The organism is Paenibacillus sp. BJ-4 (assembly GCF_020404765.1).
GTDB lineage: Bacteria > Bacillota > Bacilli > Paenibacillales > Paenibacillaceae > Paenibacillus.
This window is the reverse complement of record NZ_JAIVEM010000141.1, coordinates 70,984-96,491: the sequence shown is the minus strand read 5'-3', so window position 1 is coordinate 96,491 and position 25,508 is coordinate 70,984. Positions and strand designations below refer to the sequence as shown.

2 protein-coding genes are annotated in these 25,508 nt (G+C 50.0%); one reads left to right on the top strand and one right to left on the bottom strand.

What is annotated here, in order from left to right; genetic code table 11:
• Window positions 1-597 precede the first annotated feature (597 nt).
• Entirely contained in the window at window positions 598-1,632 is a 1,035-nt protein-coding gene (locus LCF57_RS22250) for an alpha/beta hydrolase (RefSeq protein WP_226002663.1), read from the top strand.
• Between the two features lie 113 nt (window positions 1,633-1,745).
• Here the strand turns inward: LCF57_RS22250 and LCF57_RS22245 are convergent, their stop codons facing one another.
• Window positions 1,746-25,472, bottom strand: coding sequence for a non-ribosomal peptide synthetase (locus LCF57_RS22245; protein WP_226002662.1), 23,727 nt, complete (start codon window positions 25,470-25,472; stop codon window positions 1,746-1,748).
• Window positions 25,473-25,508: the final 36 nt, after the last annotated feature.

Here is a 25,508-nt window from a genome sequence, read left to right as displayed (position 1 = left end):
GCCGCCAGCGTTCGTCCTGAGCCAGGATCAAACTCTCCAATAAAGACCAACCGAAGTTGGTTATAGAAAGAGCGATTAGCTCATGTTGAAACTGACGAGATAAAAATATCTCATTGTTGATTTTGCGAACAAAATCATTGCTCACTCGTTGTTCAGTTTTCAAAGATCAAACACTTCTTTTTCGTTGAATCAGCCCATCGCCTCATCAACTCTTATATCATATCATGTCCGAACCAACTTTGCAAGCTTTTTTTTCAAAATTCTTTTGTGACTCTCGCTCGCAATATTGTACTTCTTGGCCGGAATTAGAATATACCATACTAAATTTTTAAATGCAAGCTTTTTTATTAATTGTTTCACGCCCTAAAACACCGTGTTACTCAGTACAGCTCAAGTGCTAAGTCTTATGTTTCTTTAATATTGATGATTTAACAAAGAAAGGATGGGTAAAAAATGATATGAGAAAGACGGATACTAGGAACTTCATTTTGATGGATTATCTGAAATCTTCAGCAAGCTATAGCCACAACAAGAACAATTTGTTTCGTATGAGATCAGCTGATGATTAAATAACAGTATAGAGGAGTAGATCTTTTAATGAAGCAACGAAGGCGAACATGGACAAGAATTGTGTTTTTTGTCATCTCTTGCTTACTGCTTGTCTTTATCTCTGGATTTGTGTATGAGTGGATTGCATCCAAACAGGATAAATTGCAATACCCACCTCCGGGGGAATTGGTTGATGCCGGAGGCTATCGACTTCATATTCGTAAACTTGGTAGCGGCTCCCCGACAATATTGCTTGAATCAGGGAGCGGGGAAAGCAGCCTGTCATGGAGGGATATTCCCAAAAAGCTGTCATCATTCGCCACCGTTGTATCCTATGATCGTGCAGGCTATGCATGGAGTGAGGAGGCTGCTACTCCACGCACCGGGGAAAACATCGTTCGAGAGCTTCATGTGGCCTTAAAGAATGCAGACATCCAAGCTCCTTATATCCTTGTAGGCCATTCCCTCGGAGGCATGTACTCAAGGCTGTACGCGCAAACGTACAGAGATGAGATAGTAGGATTGGTTCTGGTGGATGCCAGGCCCGAGAATGACGCTCGCCGAACCCAGGAGATCTATGCCAAGGAACGACCTAAGGTCAATCCCTCGCCGTTAATATCAATTCTCCTAGAAAGGGTTGGGGCTTTTCGTTTGTTCCCTAATTTTATGCTAACTGGTCGTGTCGAGGATCAGGATAGGAAGTCGTTTGTGAATATTGTCGCTTCCCCCAAATACTTCAGATCTGTTGCCGAGGAGGGGGATCTGGCGAGCACGACCGAAAATGCCATACGTGGGCAGCATTTGGGAAACCTCCCTGTGCGCGTGATTGCCCGGGGTGTCCAGCAAAATTTGACTCAGTTCGGTATTAGTAAGCGCGGAAATGACCAGATCGAACAAAGCTGGCAAATTGGACAGCGCGAGATGCTCAAAATCTCTACAAACAGCAAATTTATTGTCGCCAAGAAGAGCGAGCATATGATTATCCATGATCAACCAGAGCTTGTTATTCAGGTCATCCGTGAGCTAATCTCCAAGATCAATCCCCCTCGGTCAACCGCTGCTAAGACAAACACAGATCATTAGAGACCTACTCTACATGTAGAGGGGTGCATAAAACACAAAAGACGCCCGGGTTTCTCCTATATAAAGGAACCCGGGCGTCTTTGCTGCCCAACACTTATTATCGTTGATGGATCTTAGGACAAAATGGGCTTGTTTTTAGAGGATGCTTCTGCAACCTTGCCAAGTATCTGTCTCAGCACTTTAGCATTTTCCCCAACATAACCGGAATCAAGCAGCACATCGTGCGTACCGATGACTCCGTATTCTTCGTATTGACCAAGCGTTGCTTGTTGCCATAGCAGTTTATCTGATGATGTCACCGGACCCATACTATCGTCTTCTGCAACCAAGGCATGGATATTCGCCTGAACTTCACCTGCATTAATAAGCTCATTGCGGTAGATGGAGTAAATCAACATTTTGTCTCTGACTCGCTCCCTGTCAGCTGGATCGGCGAGGAATGATTTGTACTGGTCTCCAATGCTGTCCAGCACCACCTCGACAATCTCTTCAAGCTGCTCTGGTGTTGATTCATCCTTGGACGTCTTTCTCATAGCATCCACCATGATAAGGTCGCTAACCTGATGGCCTCGGCTTTCCATGGCTTTGACCACCTCGAAGGCGAGGTTTCCTCCGAGTGAGTATCCCAGGAAGACGTAGGGTCCCTCTGGTTGAATACCTACGATGGCATCGATGTATCGATCCAGCATGTCTTGACCCTGATAACGATCGCCGATGAATTCCAGCCCATATACCTCACAATCTCTTTCCAGCTCCCTAGCCATCTCATAGTATCCCAGAGAGTAGCCGACCCGAGGCGGGAAGCAAAATACTTTGAGCGTTCCTTTCCCTGGGAAGTGGATAATTTCCATTTCTTCTTCGTCAGGAGCATCTTTTGTCCGTAGCTTGGATATTTCATGGGCCATTTGCTCCACAGTCGGCAGATTGAACACGAGTTGGAGCGGGAGCTGGACACCCATGCCAGATGATATCTTTTGGATCAATCCCAAAACTTTCAGGGAGTGGCCTCCAAGTTCGAAGAAATGATCTTTGACCCCGATATCCTGTACGCCAAGCACCTCGGCCCAAATCTGCGCCAGTTCTACTTCCGTCGATGTACGCGGCGGAATATATTCCGCTGTGCTCCGCAGGAGTGATTCAGGTGCTGGCAGCGCTTTGCGATCCAATTTTCCATTCGGATTCAGCGGCATTTGTTCCAACTGTACAAAAGCAGTCGGTATCATGTAGCTTGGCAGTTCGCTGGCCAGCGCCTCGCGTAACACATGGGCTGCAAGCCCCTCTTCAGCCACAAAGTACGCGCAAAGCTGAGTACTTCCAGCTGCATCAGCCAGTGCAAGAACGACCGCTTCTTGCACTGATGGCACTTTAAGAATTTGTGCTTCTACTTCTCCCAGTTCAATGCGGTAACCCCGGATTTTTACCTGGTGATCGATCCGCCCCAAATACTCAATATTTCCGTCGGGCAGCCATCGGGCCAAATCGCCTGTCCGGTAAATCCGTGCTCCCGGTTTGTACGGGTGAGAAATGAACTTCTCTGCCGTCAGGTCTGGCTGGTTGAAATACCCCCGCGCTACCCCTTCACCTGCAATGCAGAGTTCTCCCGGTACACCTACAGGTGATACCTGAGAAGCACTATCCATCATCCAAACTTGGACGTTCGCGTACGGTTTACCGATAGGCACATGCGTTAGAGCAGCGGTCTCAGGGCTCGTTGTATATCGGGTCGCATATACGGCCGCTTCCGTAGGACCATAGATGTTCTCCAGCACTGCGTGTGGAGATACTTTATAGTACTCTTCTACAAGTTTGGCAGGCAGCGTCTCGCCGCAGGCAAACAGGTATTTCAGCGTAAGGAATCCCTGGGTTCCGCTTTCTTTCAAATATTGGACGAGAACACTGAGCATCGACGGCACCAGATTGAGATGCGTGATACGGCACGTATCCACGGCCTCCAGCAATGCCAGCGGGTCTTTATCCGCGCCCTGTGGCAGGATCACGAGGGTTCCCTGCCCAAAGAACCAGCAGAACAGCTCCGGCACGGAGAAGTCAAAGGTGAATGTCGTTTTCAGCAGGAATCGGTCACCTGCCAACATCGGATATTCAGCTTCCAACTGGCTCAGCGTATGGACGGCGGAACGGTGCTCAATCATGACGCCTTTCGGCTTGCCGGTTGAACCTGACGTGTAAATGATATACGCCAGATTCTCCGGCCCCGCGATTGGCTCGAGATTCGAGTCATCCGCATGATACACCTGCGGATCATCGAGTGCCAGGAGCGTACCAGCAAACGGAAAGAGATCTTTGAGATGGTTCTTCGTCAGTAGAAGCTTCGCTCCCGAATCCTCCAACATGTGACGAATGCGATCTTCCGGGAATTCCGGATCAATCGGCACATAGGCCCCACCCGCTTTTAGAATGGCATGGATACCAATAATCATCTCCAGCGAGCGCTCAACCATGATGCCGACCGGTTGGTCCGGTCTGACCCCTTGGGCACGCAACGTACGTGCAAGGCGGTTCGCCTGCTGATGAAGTTCTCCGTAGGTAAGCTCCGTTTCGCCGTAAATAAGTGCTGTACGATCTGGTGTGAGCGCCGCCTTTTCCTCAAATATACGGTGAAGGGTCTTCTCACGCGGATAAGGAGCCGCTGTATCGCCCCATACCTCTATAATCTGCGATTTCTCTTCCGGTGTAATCATCTCCAGCTCATCAATACGGACGGCAGGATGAACAGATACGCTTTCCAGAATCTTCATCAAGTGCCCTTGAATCCGTTGCACGCTCTCCCGATCATAGACGCGGGCATTGTACCGGTACAAGAATTCCAGATTACGGCCCGGCAGCACAATGAGGTTAAAATCATAATTCGTCTGTTCAAACATCTGAACATCCGTAATTTTGTATTCAGCCTCTTCACTGGCAATTTTCTCTTCCAGATGCTCCTCTACCGGGTAATTCTCAAATACCATAATATGGGAAATTAAATTCTGCTTCTGTTCGCTCTGTGCTTGAATCTCGTAGAGCGGATAGGACTCATAAGCATGTCCTGCCAAATATAATTCCTGCTGTCTTTTCATCACATGGGAGAACGAATCGCTTCCCTCGGCCTGTACCCGAACCGGAACTGTATTAATGAAGAGACCAATCATGCTTTCAATACCCGGAATCTCGGCAGGTCTCCCCGATACCACATTTCCGAAGACGACATCCCGGCTTCTATTGTAGCGCTGCAACACGATTCCCCAGGCTGCTTGCATCAGCGTATTCATCGTTACCTGGTTTTGCTTGGCCACTTGTTCCAGCCGTTCGGTCAGTTCTGCATCCAACGTGAAAACAAGCTTTTCCGACACGTAGGCCTCTGCCTTTGTCGATGGCTGTGTTATCGCCTGCGGCAGCTTCGTCTGCTGCTCGTAGCCTTCCAGATATCCTCTCCAGTATGAGGATGCTTCTTCCTCACCTTGTTGCTCCAGCCATTGAATGTACTGGCTGTACGATACAGCAGCAGGAAGCTCAGGCTCCCTTTGCTCACGCAGAACTCCGTATGTCTCAAACACTTCCTGAAGCACCAGCGGCATACACCAACCATCCAAAATGATGTGATGAGAGCTCCACAGTAGATGGTAAGCCTCTTTTGCCGTCCGTAGAACGGCCACGCGCAGCAATGCTCCTTCAGCAAGGTCAAAACCTCTTGCTTTGTCCTGAGCAGTATAAGCTGCAAGACGCGCCTCAATTTCACTGGATTCCAGCTCGTGCAGGTCCTCGTATACGAAGTCGCACGGTCTCTCTTTGAACACAATCTGTATAGGGAAATCGCCCCATCCGGCATGGAAATTCGTTCTCAATATGGCATGCCGTTTCATCAGATGCTTTAAGCTGCGTTTGAAATCCTCAGGATAGAATGCTCCCTGAATTTCAAATTTGGCTTGCTCAAAGTAGACTTCTGAATGAGGCTCCAGCAAGCTGTGGAACAGCATTCCCTTTTGCATCGGCGTCAGTTTATACATATTTTCAATCGTGCCGATATGCCGTGTCTGCTCTTCCAGCTCTTCAATTTGTTCCAAGCTGATTTCTTTGAGGAGTACGTCGCTTGGTGTAAGTTCCGTTCTTTCCTTGCGTACACAATGTCCAATGACTTCGCTGAGGTGTCCTTTCAGGATGCCGACAAACTTCGTCACCGACTCTGTATCGAACTGCTGACGGTTATAGCTGACCGAAAGTTGAAGTTGTCCTTCGGCAATCAGTCCATTAATGTTCAAAGCCTGGTGCTGCACCATCTGCTCACTGACTTCAGATCCCACGGAGTAAGGCGATACCTCCATCGATCCCCCTGCAAGATCCTGGTCGAACTGCCCCAGGTAGTTGAAGGTAATCTCCGGTTCAGCCGAGAAGGAGGAGACATCGGATACGTCGCTTAAATATTTTAAAATACCATATCCGACACCCTTGTTCGGAATACGACGCAAGCCTTCCTTGATGCGCTTGATTCTGGCGCCGATCTCCAGTTCCCCTCCCATCTCAAGGGCGACAGGGTATTGGCTTGTAAACCAACCTATTGTACGAGTGATATCCAGTTCCGGTACAACAGGCTCCCGTCCATGCCCTTCCAAAAGGATGCCTACACGTTCGATTCCCGTCCACTCGTGAACAGCCATACCGAGAGCCGTCAGGAGCAGATCGTTAACTTCCGTGTTGTAAGTGCGATTCGCTTCTTTCAGGAACTGCTCTGTCTCTTCTGGCGACCATTTCACCGTAACAGCCTCGCTGTCTTTGATGAGAAGAGCGCCGTCTGCCTTGTTCTTTGGAAGAGGGGCAAAGCCATCTCCTTCTATATCTGCCCAATAGCTGCGTTCTTGTTCAGCCGCCGGGCTGTTAGCGTATTGTGAAATTCCCTCTACCCATGCACGGTACGAATCTGTCTTCTGCGGAAGCTTCACAGCTTCTCCGCGCACTGCCTGCTCGTAGCCTTCCTGCAGGTCCTCAAAAAGAATACGCCAGGATACGCCATCAACAGCCAGGTGATGAATAGCAATTAACAGATGTTCGCCGTCCGCGCAGCGGAACAGACCCAGTCTAAAGAGAGGTCCAGCCTCCAGAGAAATGCTGCGCTGAATGGCTTCCGCACCTGCTTCTACTGCCGAAGCCGGGTCTTCTTCATCCTGCAGATCGTGGATCTGGAGGCTATAAAGCTCACCCTCACCCAAGCTGCGGCTCCAGGCTCCAAATCCCCGCTCTCCTTGGCGGAACACCAGCCGCAGAGCATCATGATGCTCTGCAATTTTCCGAACAACCTCGGCGAGCGCATCGGTGTTGAAGCCTTCTCGTCGGTACAGCATGACCGACTGATTAAAGTGGTGCAGGTCCATCGACTGCTCTTCGAAGAATCTGCGCTGGGCAGGTCCCAGTCTTACTGCTCCGTGTACCTCGCCTTGGTCCGCAATTCGGCTGACTGCGCTAACGCGCTGTGCCAGCTCTGCAATTGTCGGATAGCCGAACAAGTCCTTCATCTCAAGCTTATAGCCTGCTTGGAGAAGCCTTGAAGATACTTGGATGGATTTGATCGAGTCGCCTCCAAGCTCAAAGAAATTATCATGTATGCCGACAAGCGGAACGCCGAGCACACCTTGCCAGATCGATGCCAAAATGGTCTCAACATCCGTCCGCGGAGCGGTAAAGTCTGCACCTGCCTTTACACCTGAGTTTGGTTCAGGCAGTGCCTTACGATCCAGCTTGCCATTCGGTGTCAAAGGCATCACGTCCAGTTGGACGAAGTAAGACGGGATCATATATGCAGGCAGTCCGGCAGACAGTTCGTTTCTGAGCTCACTGACAGACATTTCCCGGTCAGCTACGAAGTAGGCGCACAGCGATTTCTGTCCATTGGCGTCTGCCCACGCAACAACGAGAGCTTCCTCGACAAGTGGAATGTCCAGCAGCTTGGCCTCAATCTCACCAAGCTCAATACGATAGCCCCGTATTTTAACTTGATGGTCAATACGCCCAATGTACTCAATGTCTCCATTAGGAAGGCGACGCGCCAAATCCCCGGTTCGATACATATTTCCTTCCGCAGCGAACGGATTTCTAATGAATTTTTCTGCGCTAAGCTCAGGTCGGTTCAGATATCCACGGGCCACCCCGTCCCCGGCGATGTACATTTCACCTTCCACGCCTAACGGTACGAGACGAAGCTGTTCATCCAGGATATGAATATATATATTGTCTGCCGGCAATCCAATCGGTACGGATTCACGTGTATCCTTGGCAGGATCGTAAAGGTGAATCATGCAGCCGACGACCGTTTCGGTTGGACCGTATTCATTGTAGATTTTGATGTTGCCACCAAAGAGATCTGTGATGGTTTTCGATAAATATGTGGTCAAATTCTCTCCACCCACAATGAGCTGCTGAATGCGACTTTCCGCTGGGATGGCCATATCTTTAATAAGACTGAGATGAGTCGGCGTCAGCTTGAGAATATCCACCGCATTTTCGCGCAAAATATGCTGTACAACCTCCGCTTTATCTATACCATCATATATCCGTACTAATCCTCCATTCATTAATGGAGTAAAAATCGACGTCAGCGTCAGGTCAAACGAAATGGATGAGTAAAGCGGGAAATCCGTTGGTTTTCCAGCACAATAGACCTTGTTGGCCCACCAGATGTAGTTCACGATCCCCTTGTGGTTAATCATGGTTCCCTTCGGATTTCCGGTTGTACCCGATGTATAGATTAAGTACACCAGATCGTTTCCTCCAACAGGAATATTAGGATTATCCACTCCGGTTCCGTAGATGTGCGGGGAATCCAATTCCATAACCGTTCCCTCAAAGGAAGCCAGCTCCGTCAGGTGGCTCTGTGTGAGCAGAATCTCAGCACCGGAATCCTTCAGAATATATTGAATCCGTTCCTGCGGATATTCAGGATCAATAGGTACATAGGCTCCGCCCGCTTTGAGCACACCCATGATGGCAACAAGCAGTTCCACAGAACGATCTGCCAACAGACCTACCACTTGTTCACTTCGTAGTCCCTGGGCTATCAAGGTGGAGGCCAGCCTGTTCGCCTGCTCGTTCAGCTCCCGATACGTGATCTGGATGTCGCCGTTTACAGCCGCAATCTTATCCGGCGTACGGACAACCTGTTCTTCAAACAAGGTATGCAGACCCTGATCACTTGGATAGGCCTGGGCCTTGCCGCCCCAGTCAAGCAGTTTCGTACGCTCCTCCGGCGTTACAATCTCCAGTTCCTGTATCGTCGCTTGCGGACGAGTAGCTACCTGATCAAGCATTTGCAACAAATGATCTCCGATCCGCGCAATACTTTCTTGCTCATAGACCAAAGCGTTGTAACGAATGCAGACCTTGATATCCTCGCCTGGAATCACAACCAGGTTAAAGTCATAGTTCGTTTGTTCAAACATGGTGAAGTTCGCGACTTCGAGATTGTCTTCATTTTGATTACCCGATTGCTCCACCTGTTCGTCGAGCGGATAATTTTCAAAGATCATAATATGAGAAATCAGGTCCTGCTTTTGGGTTGTTTTCCCCTGAATCTCATACAGCGGGTAGGTATCATAAGCACGGCCTGCCAGCGATTGTGCCTGTGTACGTTTCATGATCTCGACAAAGGCTTCGTCTTTGGAGGACTGCACACGGATAGGTACTGTGTTAATGAACAGACCCACCATATTTTCGATACCTGCAATCTCAGCCGGTCTACCTGATACAACGCCGCCGAAAACCACATCCGAGCTGGCATTGTAACGTTGAAGTATCAGTCCCCAGGCTGTCTGCATGAGTGTGTTGACGGTCACGTGATTGCGCTTCGCGACAACATCCATTTTACCGGTCAAGGATGCACCCAGATGGAGAACATGCTCATTCAGAACATAGCCCGCTTCTTTGGCTTGAGATTTCGTTTTGCCTTCCGGCAATACGGTATTTCCGTCATAGTCTTCGAGGTATTGGCTCCAATACGTTGAAGCTTCTTCATTATCCTGTGCATCAAGCCACTCAATATAACGGCTATAAGGCTGAGCTGGCGGCAGCACAGGCTGCACTTGCTGGCGCAGGGCAGAATAATAATCGAACAGCTCCTGTGTAATGATCGGGATGCACCAGCCATCCATAACAATATGATGGAAGCTCCATAATACCAGGGAGCTTTGCTCCGTTTGCAGGACGGTTACTCGCATCAACGGGTCCTCCGACAAACTAAAGCCCTTAGCCATATCCTCAGCAGTGTAAGCCTTGATCTGGGCTTCTTGCTCCTGCAACGTAGCGGAACGCAGATCTACGTAGCGCAGAGGGATTGACCGTTGCTTAAAGACAACTTGCAGCGGTACATCAGCGATATTGTTGTAAAAGCCGGTACGGAGTATGGCATGTCTTTGTGCCAGAGCCTGGAAGCTCTCGAAGAAGATATCTACATCGAAGCTGCCGCGCAGCTCGAACGTAGCCTGCTCGAAGTATGAAGAGGAGTCCGGCTCCAGCAGACTGTGAAACAGCATCCCCTTCTGCATCGGCGTCAGCTTGTACACATCCTCAATCTCTCCAATGTGGGCCGACTGCGCCGTGAGTTGATCAAGCTGCTCCAGTGTTAATCCCTGGAACAGAACATCACTTGGCGTAAGCTGTGAGCGCTCCTGAGCCACACAATGCCGGATGACCTCGCTAAGGCTTGACTGTAATAATTCAGCAAAATGATTCACCGTCTCCTTGCGATACTGTCTGCTGCTGTACGTAATCGTCAGTGATAGCTGGCCTTCGGCAATCATGCCATTCACATCCAAAGCATATTGCTGTGGTGTGTGATCGCTGAGCGCCTTACCGACGGAATGTGTGGATAGGCTAAGGGCATTACCCTCCAAATCCTGATCAAACTGTCCAAGATAGTTGAAGGAAATCTCAGGCTCTATCCTGAATCCGACACTTTCCTCCGGTGCCATATACTTCAGAAGACCGTAGCCGATGCCTTTGTGCGGAACCTCTCGCAAACTCTCCTTGATGCGCTTGATTCGCGCAGATACTTCCTGTCCGCCTTGCAGGTTCAGCAGAACCGGATACTGGGTTGTAAACCAGCCCACGGTACGGGTAATATCCAGTTCCGGTATGATCATTTCCCGTCCATGCCCTTCAAGATTGACCAGAATCCGCTCCATGCCTGTCCAGCGCTGAATGGCAGCCCCCAAAGCAGTCAAGAGCAAATCATTCGTCTCCGTATGATACGCGCGGTTCGCTTGTCGCAGCAGCAGATCTGTTTCCTCAGCAGACCACGTTACCGTAACCGACTCGGTATTTCGAATGGTGCCTGGCTCTTGATCTTCGTCTTTTGGCAGTGGAGCCAGAGTTGAATCCTCGATCTGCTGCCAGTATGCACGCTCCTTGTCTAGGGCAGGCCCTGCTGCATACTTCGCCGCTTGTTCAGACCATACAAGATACGAATCTGTCTTTTGCGGAAGAACAATTTCTTGTCCATTCAACGCCTGCTCGTATCCCATTGCGATGTCCTCAAACAGGATGCGCCAGGATACCCCGTCAACTAGAAGGTGATGGATAACAATTAATAAATGGTCCCCATCTTCACAATGGAACAAGCCTAGCTTGAACAGTGGGCCGTCTTCCAGGTGGAAGCTTGCCTGGATGGCATCGGCTTTGGCTTGAACGGCAGCTGCCTGATCATCTGCCTGTCGCACATCAGCTATATCCAATGTATAGAGCTCGCCCTCGTCCGTTCCACGATTCCAGGCTGCATAACCGGCCTCTGTAGACCGGAAGACCATACGCAGCGCGTCATGGTGGGTAGCAATTTGGGTCATCGTCAACCGGAGTGCAGCTTCATCAAAGCCGTCTTTCCGATAGAGCATAACGGCATGATTGTAATGATGCGGCTCCTCTGTATGACGTTCAAAGAACCACCGCTGAATTGGCATCAACTCTGCTGCGCCTTTAATTTCACCCTGCTCTGCTGTGCGTCCGGCTGCTTGAAGATGCGGGCTTAGCTCAGCAATTGTCGGATATTTGAAGAGATCCTTCATCTCTAGCTTATACCCGGCTTGGAACAATCTCGAGGATACCTGGATCGCCTTGATGGAGTCACCACCCAGATCAAAGAAATGATCATGGATGCCGACCTGCTGTGCTCCCAGCACCCCTTGCCATACGGACACCAAGGCTTCCTCAGCCTTCGTCCTTGGTGGTTCATAAACTGCTCCAGTCTGCACATTGGCCTCTGGAGCCGGAAGTGCTTTGCGATCCAGCTTGCCATTTGGCGTCAATGGCATCTGTTCCAATTGCATGAAGTAAGATGGAATCATATAAGCTGGCAGCTCTGCCGCCAAGGCTTTTCTCAATTCGGCTACCGTCAGCATCTGATCGGCTGTGAAATAGCCGACAAGGACTTTTTGTCCACTTCCATCCTCCCGGGCGAGCACTACAGCCTCCCTTACAGACGGAGCATGGAGCAGCTTCGCTTCCACTTCGCCCAGCTCGATGCGATAACCCCGGATTTTAACCTGATGGTCAATCCGTCCCAAATACTCCATGCTTCCATCAGGCAGCCAGCGTGCCAGGTCACCCGAGCGGTACATACGCTCGCCCGCTTCAAACGGATGAGCAACAAACTTCTCTTCCGTCAATTCCGGTCGGTTCAGGTAGCCGCGCGCCAGGCCTTCGCCCGCCACGTAGAGTTCACCTGGAATGCCAATCGGCTGTGGACGGCGTTGTTCATCCAGAATGTATGCACGCAGCGTCGGAATCGTGGTACCGATATTGCTGCGGCCCTGTTCAATTTCCAGCTCCGTAATTTCCTTGTATGTTACATGCACGGTCGTTTCGGTAATGCCGTACATGTTGATGAGCTGCACTTGCGGATACTTCGTTCTCCAGTCCCTGAGCAAGGCCGGGCTTAATGCCTCTCCACCGAAGATAATCATGCGGAGACTCAGTTCTGCCGCGTGATGACCAAGCTCTTCCTGTAGTAACTGATAGAAATATGTCGGCGTCTGGTTCAAGACGGTGACCTTCTGGTCCTTAAGCAATTGCAAGAAACGATCTGGACTCTTCGCGGTGAGCGATGGAACGATGACCAGACGTCCTCCATTCAGCAATGCCCCGTACATTTCCCATACGGAGAAGTCAAAACAGAATGAATGGAACAGTGTCCACGTATCCTGAGGACCGAAATCAAACATATTTTTATCATTAAAGAGCAGGCGAACTACATTTTTGTGCTCGATCAGCGTTCCCTTTGGCTTGCCTGTAGTACCCGATGTATAGATGACGTAGGCAAGATGCTCTGGTCCGGCTGCAGGCTTGAGGTTTGAGACATCTTCCTTGTAGGAAGTGGTCTCGTCCAGGTTGACGATATCCCCGGCGAAGGAGACACGTTTCTCCAGATGCGTTTGTGTCAGCAGTAGCTTGGCTCCCGAATCCTCAAGCATAAAGCGAATGCGGTCCTCTGGATATTCAGGGTCAACAGGGACATAGGCTCCGCCCGCCTTCAAAATGGCCAAAATCCCGACGACCATTTCAAGGGAACGATCCGCCATGATCCCAGCCAAACCGTCTGGTTGCAAACCACGCTCCCTCAGCGTTCTGGCAAGTCCGTTGGCCCGCTCGTTCAGCTCTCTGTAGGACAGGGTTGCCTCTTCACATACGACTGCTACTGCATCCGGAGTACGGACAGCCTGTTCCTCGAACAGCGCATGAATCGTCTTGTCACGAGGATAATCTGCTTTGGCTCCGTCTGGATCTTTCATCAGCCTTGATTTTTCCTGAGGTGTCACGATATCAAGGGATGACAACGGCATTGCCGGATTGGCGGTGGCTTCCTGAATAAGCCGTACAAAGTGGCCTGCCATCCGCTCGGCAGTCTCTCGCTTGTAGATCGCAGTCGAGTACTCAAGCGTGCAGCTTAATGCCCCATCCGCTTCACTCACGGTCAGCGTGAGGTCGAACTTGGCAGCAGGATGCACGTTATCGTAAGGAGTGAACCGCAATCCCTCTATTTCTTGTTCTCCCTGCTCGATATTTTGCAGGACAAACATCGTATCAAATAACGGGTTGCGGCTCAGGTCACGCTGAAGCTCCAGCTTTTCGACCAGCTCCTCGAACGGATAATCCTGGTTTTCATAGGCCTGCAGCGCTGTTTCCTTCACTTCCTGCAGATAAGTCTCGAAAGGCTTCTCTCCTTCCGGATAAGTACGCAGTGCTAGCGTACCGACGAACATACCGATGAGGCCTTCGAGTGTGGCATGGGATCTTCCCGCCACAGGTGAACCGACAATGACATCTTCCTGACCTGTGTACTTGTGCAAGAGCGCTGTATAGGCTGCCAGCAGTACCATGAACAGCGTAGAACCCGTTCGAGTGGCCAGCTCCTGGAGTGAACCGCTCAGAGAAGAATCAATACAGAAGTCGATCCGATCCCCCGCAAAGCTTCGCACCGCAGGACGGACTTCATCTCCCGGCAAATCCAGCACTGGCAAGCTTCCACGGAATGCATCCAGCCAGTAGGCTTCCTGGGCTTTGAGACGTTCGCTTCCCAGTTGCTCTTGCTGCCATACGGCATAGTCTGTGTACTGGATCTGTAGCGCAGGTAATAAGTCCTCCTCTTGGTAGAAGCGGAGAAACTCTTCTATGAGAATATTCATAGAAACCCCATCTGAGACAATATGATGCATGTCAAACAACAGTAAATGGCGCTCATGTGCAATCCGGATGAGGCCGACCCGCAGCAATGGGGCCTCGCCAAGATCAAAAGGACGGACAAATTGCTGAAGGGAAGCTTCTGCCTCCTTCTCGCTCAACTCCGCATATTCCACAGCAAACGGCACATCCGGCAGGGTCTGCTGTACGGGTTCACCGTTAACAGTCACAAAACGGGTCCGCAGCGAACCATGGCGATGAATCAGACGACGGAATGCCTGCTCCAGCCGTTCCCGATCCAAGGCTCCCTCAACCGTAAGGATTCCCGGCATATTGTAGCTCAGCTCTCCGCCTTCCAGCTGACTTAGAATAAACAGCCGTTTTTGGGCTGAGGATAGTGGGTAGTGCTCACGCACTCCTGCCGAAGGAATTTCTTCAAAATTGAGCGGTGTATAGCCCTCAATAGCACGAGCCAATCCTTCAATTGTAGGAGACTCGAACACTTCTCTCAGACTAATCTCGCGGTTCATTTCCTTGCGAATTCGTGAGACTAACAGAGCTGCACGCAGTGAGTGACCTCCAAAATGGAAGAAATTATCCTTCACTCCCGCGTTCTCTACACCCAATACTTCTTGCCAAATTTCAGCTAATTGAATTTCCACAGGTGTCTTCGGAGCTACAGATGAAGCAACTGCCCATCCGCGCTCTCCCTGCAATGCTTTTCGATCGATTTTTCCGTTCGACGTCAGAGGCATATCCTCCAGTTGTATGAAGCGGGAAGGGATCATATATCCAGGTAACATCTCCGATAGAACTGCCCGAAGCTCGGATACCTCCAGCTCCCGAGCGGCTACGAAGTAAGCGACCAGATCCTTCTGACCGTCATCGCCTTCCACAGCCATGGCCACGACTTCCTGAACGGACTGCACTCTGAGCATTTGTGCTTCTACCTCGCCCAGCTCGATCCGATAGCCGCGAATTTTGACTTGATGATCTATTCGGCCCACGTATTCGATGGTACCGTTCGGTAACCAGCGAACCAAGTCGCCCGTCCGATACATACGCTCCCCTGGAGTGAACGGATTTTCGACGAACTTCTCATCCATTAACGCAGACTGGTTATGATACCCCCGTGCTAATCCGATACCCGAGATGCATAGCTCTCCAACTACGCCGACAGGCTGCAATCTGAGATGCTCATCCAACACGTACACACTATGATTAGCAATAGGTCGGCCAATGGATACCATTTCCAGTGCTTCCTCGCTATCCGGAACAGACCAGATTGTGGTACAAATAGAGTCCTCCGTTGGGCCGTAGCCATTGGAGTAGCGTACATGCTTCCTCCACTTTTCGATCAACTCGATAGACGCGGCCGATCCAGCAGTAAGCAGGCATCGCAGTGCTGGCAGGCGTTCCGGCTCAAGGTGGATAGCGTAAGCTGGTGGCAGAGTCGCTATCGTAATTCCCTTGTCGTTTATGAACTGTTCGAACAAGGCATAATCTAAAATGTCTTGTGTAGAAGGGATGCAGAGAGCAGCCCCATGGCTTAGTGCCGTTAAAACTTCCGAAACCGATGCATCAAATGACAGACTTGCAAACTGAACGATCCGATCCTGCGGTGTAACTTCGAAGTGTGCCCCGTATACATCCAAAAGATTTTGTAGTCCCCGATGTTCGACTAATACGCCCTTAGGCTGACCCGTCGTACCTGAAGTATAGATCACGTAAGCCAGATCATCCGGGCCAACGGTATCCTTCAAATTCGAGGTATCGGCATCATATGTCGATGGTTCATCCAGCAACAAAACATTTTCCGTCCATCCAAGATGCTCCAAGAGGCGGGCCTGTGTAAGGATCAGCTTTGCTCCGGAATCTTCAAGCATGTAACTGATCCGTTCTTTCGGATACTCTGGATCAATTGGAACATAGGCACCTCCGGCTTTCATAATGCCGTAGATTCCAACGATCATTTCGGACGACCGTTCAGCAATCAGCCCCACCAGATCTCCCGTCTGGATTCCCTGATTACGCAGTTTTCTTGCCAGTCCGTTGGCTTTTGCATTGAGCTCGGCATAGGTCAGCATCTCATCCTCGAACACAATGGCAGTCGCCTCTGGCGTTCGTCCCGCCTGTTCCTCCAACAGCCCGTGGAACGTGTTACAGTGCTCATAACTGACTTTCGTGTTTCCCCATACGTTCAGAATCTGCTCTCTCTCCTGCGGCGTGACCAATTCCAGAGCATCCACGGAAATTGCAGGGTTCTCCACAACTTGTTCCATGAGGTGAACCAGATGTCCCTTGATTTGCTCAATCGTCACTTGATCATACACAAGTGCATTGTACTGGAATAGCAATCTCATCTCTTTGCCAGGCAGGATAATTAAATTAAAATCGTAATTCGTTTGCTCCAGAAGCTCGGCGTCCTCAATCTCAAAGTCAGCCTCGCCACCACCCAGACGCTCTACCTCCTCCTCAACAGGATAGTTCTCAAACACCATAATATGTGAGATTAAGTCCTGTTTCTGATCAGTCTGAGCCTGAATCTCAAACAGCGGGTAGGTGTCATACATATGAGAAGCCATAAATTGTTCCTGCTGCTGCTTCATCAAAACTGAGAAGGGGAGATTTTCCTCCGTCTTCACACGGACTGGAATCGTATTGATGAACAAACCGATCATCCGATCAATGCCCGGAATTTCTGCTGGTCTGCCTGATACTACACTTCCGTATACGACATCCCGGCTACCGTTATAGCGTTGAAGTGCAATGCCCCATACGGATTGTAGCAATATATTCATCGTGACATGAGCATCTCTGGCTACCTTCTCCAGACGTCCAGTTAATTCCCTGCCGAGGATGTAATTCTGCTTCTCTGATACATACCCTTCCCCTTTACTTGCTTCCCTGACTTGAGGTAAAAGCGTCTGCTGCTCGTAACCGGCCAGATATCGACTCCAATAGTTGGACGCAGCTGCTTCATCCTGCTGCTCCAGCCATTCGATATATCGACTGTACGGCTGAACCTCTGCCAACTGAGGCTCTCTTCCTTCCAGGAGGGCAAAATAATGTTCAAACACCTCCTGCGTAATTAACGGAACACACCATCCATCCATGACGATGTGGTGAAAGCTCCATAAGAGACGGAAGCTATCTTCACCTGTACACAAAATCGAAACACGTAGAAGCTCATCTTCAGATAGATTGAAGCCCTGTGCCTTGTCCTTTGCAGCAAATGTCTTCAAATAAGCTTCGCGCTGCGTTGCGTCCATCTCCCGCAGGTCTTCGTACACCAGCTTGGCGCCTCTGTGCCGAAAAACAACCTGTAAAGGCTCGCTGCCCCATCCGCTATAAAAGTTCGTGCGCAGGATGGCATGACGCTCCACTAAGGCATCCAAACTCTGTCCAAAGGCGGCCGGATCAAAGCTACCCTTAAAATCAAAGGCAGCCTGCTCAAAATAAGCACCTGTATGCGGCTCAAACATATCATGAAACAGCATGCCCTTCTGCATCGGCGTCAGACTGTATACATTCTCAATATCGCCAATGTGGCTGGTTTGCTTGGAGAGCTCTTCCAGGTCGGCAATGCTTAGACCCTTTGCAAGCACGTCGCTTGGTGTCAATACGGTTCTTTCCTGGTTTACGCAATGCTGGAGAAGCTGTCGCAAGCTTTCTTCAATATATCCAGCGAGCTGTTCCATCGTAGATGACTTATACTGTTTTCCGTTATAGGTAATTGTCAGAGTCAGGGCTCCGTCCGTCACCATGCCATTGATATCTAGCGTATAGGCTGGTTCCCCCAACAAGCTTTGGGCGCTTCCGGTCGGATAGGGTGAAATCTGCAATGAGCTTCCTTGCAAATCCTGATCAAATTGCCCCAGATAGTTAAAAGAAATCTCAGGCTGCAAGCTGAAGCTGTCTGCGTCCACCTGACTTGCCATGCTTTTGAGCAACCCGTATCCGATACCTTTGTTCGGAATTTGGCGCAGTCCTTCTTTCACAGACTTGATCAAGGCTGCCACTTCCAGGTTATCGCCCAAGTCTAAAATCACCGGATATTGGCTTGTAAACCAGCCAACGGTACGGGTAATGTCGATATTCGGTATAATCGGTTCACGACCGTGGCCTTCAAGGTTCACAGCAATCTTTCCAATGCCGGACCACTTGGATACGGCCATGCCCAGAGCGGTCAATAGCAGATCATTCGTCTCCGTTTGGTAAGCACGGTGAGCTTTTCTCAGCAATTGGTCGGTTTCCTCTACAGTCCATTGTGCTGTTACCACTTTGCTATCCCGTAAAAGAAGGCTCTCTACAGCCTCATCCTTCGGTAACTGCTCAAGTTGCTGACCTTCCACCTCTCTCCAATACGCCTGATGAATTTCGATTTCTTGGCTTTCCGAATAACGGGAAAGCGCATCGCCCCAGTCACGGAAGGAGTCCGTCTTCTGCGGGAACACCAGCGCTTGTCCTTGAGTCACCTGTTCATAGCCTGCTGCGATATCCTCAAACAAAATCCGCCAGGATACACCGTCTACCACCAAATGGTGGATCACGATCAGGAGATGGTCTCCGTCCTGACAATGGAAAAGTCCTAGCTTCAGCAGCGGACCTTCCGCCAGATTGATGCTGCGCTGAATATCGTCCGACAGCGCTGTGATGGCTGCGACCGGATTAGATTCATTCCGTAAATCAGCGGTAAGCAGGCCATACAGCTCTCCTTCTTCAAGACCACGATTCCATGCCTCGTACCCATGCTCTGTCTGACGAAAAACCATGCGAAGGGCGTCATGATGCTCGGCGAGTTTCCTCAGCACATGATGCAAGGTCTTTTCCTCAAATCCCTGTTCACGATACAGCATGACCGCTTGATTAAAGTGATGGGGCTCTGCCTGCTTCCGCCCAAAGAACCACCGTTGAACTGGAGTCAAACAAGCCGCTCCACGCACAGTTCCCTGTTCAGCCATGCGCACAGCCGTTTGTATTTGCGTGCTCAGTTCCGCAATGGTTGGAGATTTGAACAGCTCCTTCATCTCTAACCGATAACCGGTCTGTAGTAGCCGTGACGAAACCTGAATGGCCTTGATGGAGTCTCCTCCTAATTCGAAGAAATTGTCATGGATACCCACCTGTTCGGCACCCAATACCCCTTGCCAAACAGACGCCAGGGCTTCTTCGGCCGGTGTACGGGGAGGCGTATACTTCCGTCCCGTATGCGCACCAACTTGAGGAGCCGGCAGAGACCTGCGGTCCACTTTCCCATTCGACGTTAATGGCATACGATCCAGTTGCACAAAATAAGACGGAATCATATAACTCGGAAGCACCTGCGATAAGGCAAGACGCACTTCTCCTGCCGTGAGCACACGATCCGCTACATAATAAGCGCAAAGCTGCTTCTCTCCAAGATCATCCGCGCGAACGACCACCAAGGCCTCGATGACCGACTCCACCTTGGCCAGCTGAGCCTCGATTTCGGGGAGCTCGATGCGGTAGCCACGTATTTTGACCTGTTCATCAATTCTTCCCTTAAATTCCAGGTTCCCATCTGGAAGCCAGCGTACCAGATCGCCAGTTCGGTAGCAGGCTTCTCCGTCCTTTACGGGACTAGGGACAAATTTTTCTGCCGTGAGATCAGGACGATTGAGATATCCGCGCGCTACCCCCTCACCGCCGACAATCAGTTCGCCCCAAGCGCCAATGGGTTGTAATTGAAGCGATCCATTGACCACATAAGCGGTTGAATTACTAATTGAGCGACCAATCGGCACTACCCCTTCGGCACGACCCGGAATCTTGTAGGTGGTAGAGAAGGTCGTATTCTCTGTCGGACCATAGCAATTGATAGGGACAAGATCAGGATTGGCCTCGATTACACGGTTCATATGAGATATGGACAGTACGTCACCGCCGACCAACAATGTTTTTAGCCCTCTAAACAGGTACTCGTCCTGCAGTGAAAGCTGATTGAAAAGCGGCGAAGTGAGCCACAGCGTCGTAATCCCGTACTTGGCAATGGCCGCTTTGAGCCTATCAGCAATCAGGATGTCGTCGTTCTCCACGAAATAGAGCTGTCCGCCGTTAAGCAGCGCTCCCCATATTTCGAAAGTGGAAGCATCGAAGGCCACGGCTCCCGTCTGCAAAATTCGTGTGGATTCATTCAACTCCACATAGCTGGTCTCTTTGACCAGACGGACCACGTTCCGGTGTTCAACCATAACACCCTTCGGTCTCCCCGTCGTGCCCGATGTATAGATGACATAGGCAAGTCCATGCGATCCCTGGGCAGTCTCCGGCCGGGCAGGCTCAGCTGCATAAGCCTCTTCACTGCTGAGATCGACAATCGGAATACCGTAGTCTATATTTCCATACTCGCCCTTTTGTACCAGCATTAGTTTGGCAGCTGAATCATCGAGCATATAACGAACCCGATCTTCCGGGTAGTCAGGATCAATAGGCACATAGGCTCCGCCTGCCTGAAGCACCGCGAGCATACCAATGACCATCTCGATGCTTCGTCCGCCCATCACGGCGACTGGCTGCTCCTTCAACGTTCCCAACCGACGCAGCGTTTGGGCCAGTCGTCCCGCCTTCTCTTCCAATTCGAGGTAGGTTAGCCGAACATCGCCGAATACAAGCGCCGTCTGCTCTGGTGTACGTTTTACTTGTTCTGCGAACAGCTCGTGAATGGTCTTCTCACTTGGATAAGGAGCCGATGTCGCGTTAAATTCTTCAATGATCTGTACCTTTTCCTCCGGTGTGATCATCTCGATCTCAGCCAGCTTCAACTGGGGATTGGCAGCAACCGCATGCAGAACCCGGAGCAAGTGCACAGCAAGTCGCTCTACACTCTCTTGCTTATATAGAGCCGTACTATACTCCAAACCAAAGGCTAGCTCTGGCCCTTGCTCCTCTACATTCAGGGACAGATCAAATTTTGCCGTGACTGTCTCCAGCATGTAAGGAGTAAAGCGCAATCCATCCATTTCCTGCTCTTCCTGCTCCGTATTTTGCAATACCAACAGGGTGTCAAAGAGTGGATTACGGCTGATATCACGTCCTACGCCCAGCTTCTCAATCAGTTTTTCCAAAGGATAGTCCTGATGCTCGAACGCCTTGAGCGCCGTTTCCTTGATCTCGAGAAGATAATCCTGAAAGGTCTTATCTCCCGCCGGATAACTACGCAAGGCCAATGTATTGACAAACATCCCGATGATACCCTCAAGCTCAGCCTGTGGTCTTCCAGCCACCGGAGAACCAACGATGATGTCCTCCTGGCCTGTATATTTGTGCAGCAGCACCGAATAAGCCGCCAGCAACACCATATACAGCGTAGTACCTGTACGGGATGCAAGCTCTTGTATGGCCTTATTACCGGACTCATTCAATGTAAAATCAATTCGGCTACCCTCGAAGCTCCGAACAGAAGGTCTTTGAAAGTCTGTAGGTAAATCAAGTACCGGAAGCTCCCCTTCAAAGGCCTGTAGCCAGTACGCTTCATGCTCTTGCCACTCTCTCTCCGACTGTTCCTGTTGCCACACGGCATAGTCCTTGTACTGGATGTACAGCTCTGGCAGCTGTTCTCCTTGATACAATTGAGTGAGTTCCTCCACCAATATATGAATGGAAACCCCATCTGAAATGATGTGATGCATATCAAACAGCAACAGATGTCGTTCCTCTTCCAGCTTCACCAAGCCAACACGCAGTAATGGAGCCTGGCTAAGATCAAAGGCACGGATAAAGCCGTTTATGAGCGAATCCGTCTCCTCCACCGAAGCTTCTGTGTAATCCAGCGTGAACGGCACATCCCTATGCACACGCTGAACAAGCTCTCCCTCCTTCATATAGAAGCCGGTTCTCAGGGATTCGTGACGCTGGATCAGCGTCTGGAACGCAGATTCCAGCCGAACGCGATCCAACGGCCCATCCACTGTGAAGGCTCCAGGCATATTGTAGCTGAGCTCTCCTCCGTCCATTTGTCTCAGCACATATAACCGCTTCTGCGCTGAGGATACGGGATATGCTTCGCTTTCCTCCGCCTGCGAGATGGATTCATACACGGTCGGAATGCGTTCTTTGACCAGTCGTGCCATGGACTCGACCGTAGGCGACTGAAACACTTCACGCAGCGAAATGCTGCATCCCAGCTCTTTTTGAATCCGCGAAACGAGCAATGTCGCCCGCAAAGAGTGTCCACCAATTTCAAAGAAATTATCTCTGACGCCGACACGGGCGACTCCCAGGATATCTTGCCAGATTAGCGCCAACTGCGCTTCCGCAGCAGTTCTCGGAGCCAAATAAACCTCACTGGATTGGACACTGCCTTCAGGAGCTGGCAGCGCGCGGCGATCCAGCTTGCCATTTGGCGTAAGCGGCATTTGCTCCAGTCGGACAAAATAAGAGGGGATCATATAAGCGGGTAGTTCCACAGCCAGTTGAGATCTCAATTCGCTCGGCGAAAGGTCGGTGGAGGCTACGTAGTAGGCGCACAGCAATTTTTGGCCCTGTTCGTCGTCCCTTGCAAGAACAATCGTTTCCCGAACATTCGGAGCCTTGAGAATTTGGGCTTCCACCTCGCCAAGCTCAATTCGGTAGCCGCGAATTTTGACCTGATGGTCGATCCGACCCAAATATTCGATATTACCATCAGGCAACCAGCGAGCCAGATCTCCAGTACGATACATCCGCTCCCCCGCGTTAAACGGATGCTCTACGAATTTCTCGGCCGTCAACTCTGGACGGTTCAAATACCCTCGGGCAAGTCCATCGCCCGCGATGTATAGCTCCCCCGGAACCCCGACAGGCTGCAGGCGTCTTTGCTCATCGAAAATGTAAGCGCTAAGTGTCGGAATCGTTCTGCCAATATTGCTTTTTCCCGCTTCAATCTCATGTTCTGTGATTTCCTTGTAGGTGACATGGACTGTTGTTTCCGTAATTCCGTACATATTAATCAACTGCACATCAGGATACTTAACCCGCCAGTTTCTCAGAAGAGATGGACTTAAGGCCTCTCCACCAAAAATGATTTTTCTGAGGCTAAGCTCTGTCGAAGAGTGCACTAATTCTTCCTGTATCACCTGATAAAAATACGTCGGCGTCTGATTCAAAATGGTGACTTGGTTGTCTTTCAACAACTGCAGGAAAGCTGCTGGGCTCTTGGCTGTGAGAGACGGAACAATCACCAATTTCCCTCCGTAGAGAAGGGCTCCATACATCTCCCACACGGAAAAATCGAAGCAGAACGAGTGGAATAGCGTCCACGTGTCCTGGGCGCTGAAATCAAATAAATTTTTATCGTTAAAGAGCAGTCGAACTACATTTTTATGCTCAATCAGCGTTCCCTTTGGCTTGCCGGTTGTACCCGACGTGTAGATCACATAGGCCAGATTGCCAGCTCCCGAAATGCTCTCCAGATTTGAAGCGTCTCCTGTATAAGATGCAGCTTCGTCCAGATTCACAAGCTTTCCGTCAAAAGTGGTGCACTCCCATAGATGGCTTTGGGTGAGCAACAGCTCGACTCCCGAATCCTCCAGCATATAATGGATACGTTCTTCGGGATAATCAGGATCAATCGGTACATAGGCACCTCCTGCTTTCAAGATGGCCATAATGCCGACAATCATCTCCAAGGAACGGTCAGCCATGATCCCTACGAGTGTATCTGCTCCTACTCCCTCAGAGCGCAAATATCTCGCAAGCTGGTTAGCCTGCTCGTTTAGAGCTCGGTATGTAATGCACTGCTCGCCCATCTGAACGGCAACATGATCTGGCGTGCGCTCGGCTTGTTCTTCGAATAAGCCATGAATTGTCTTTTCGCGCGGATAATCAGCTACAATCCCTTCGGAGAGAGCCAAAATCGATTGCTCATCCGCTTCTCCCAGCAGGGTTACCTCTGCGATGGAAAGCTGCGGTGCATGAATGATCTGATCGGCAATCGTAAGCAGCTGGGAAACCATGTCCGTTACTTCACCACGTTCAAACAGCTTTGCCCGGTAATCGACATCCAGTACCAGCTCGCCTTCATCCAGGATCTCCACGATATGAAGCACGAAATCATTCACTTCATCGCCGCAGAAATCATAGTCCGTCAAAATGCGCACTTCATCCAAATCAACCCAATTGATAAGACGGTATTCCATTGAAACACCAAAAAGCCGCTGAATATCCTTGTTGCCATGCATTTCTCTTAGATCTTGTATTAACTGATTATATGGATATTTCTGATGCCGCAGGATTGACATCTGATCTCTGGCTACATCCTGCAAGAAGCTTAATACATCCATGTCCTTTTCAACGTATGTTCTAGCTGCAGCCGTACTGACGAACATACCAATCTTTTGCTTCTCTTTTTTGTTCCCGCGGTTAGCAAACGAGGTACCAATCACCACATCCGGCTGATTCGTCACTTTGTGTATATAGATATACATTGCACCCATGAAGAACTGGAAGAGAGAAATTCTGTTCTGTTGGCAAAATGTCTGCAGCTCGTGATATAGCACCTCTGGCACGGTAAAATGCTCCCGTACGGCCTGGGTGCTCAGAGATAACGGATTGTACGACTTCCAGCCCGTGAGTTCAGGTAAATCTGAAAATTTATCCAGCCAGTATGCCTTGTCCTTTTGGTATCTGTCAGAAAGCTCATATGTGCTCTCTTCTGCAATATATTGAATATAAGAGCAATCATCATTCAGCGTCGGTTCATTTCCTTGAGTTAACTGCGTATAAAACTCTGTCAACTGATTGCCGTAGATCACCATAGAAATCCCGTCAGAAATAATATGGTGCATCTTGATATTAATCCAATACTCTTCCTCGCTAATCTTCACAATCAAAAACTGAAAGAGTTCAGAATCCAGCAGTTGCAGGGGTTTTCTTTTGTGCTGCTCAAGTAAGGCTTCCACCTCAGATATACTTTCATAGTGGGTAAGATCCAGGCACTCCAACTGTCTCTCTTCATAAGGAACGACATACTGCTGGGGCACTCCATCCACTGAGGTGATACGAATGCGGAACGCATCATACTGTTTGATAATCAAATTAATGGACTGCATGAAGGCGGCGATATTGATACGGCCTTTCATCTTAGCTGTACCGGAAAGCTGTGATACTGACGTATCTGGATAGAGTAATTCCGTATACCATATACGTTTCTGCGCATTTGTTAAATCATATAATTGCATGTCATTCATCTCGTTCACTCCTATTCAGTGATGTGAAATCCTCCC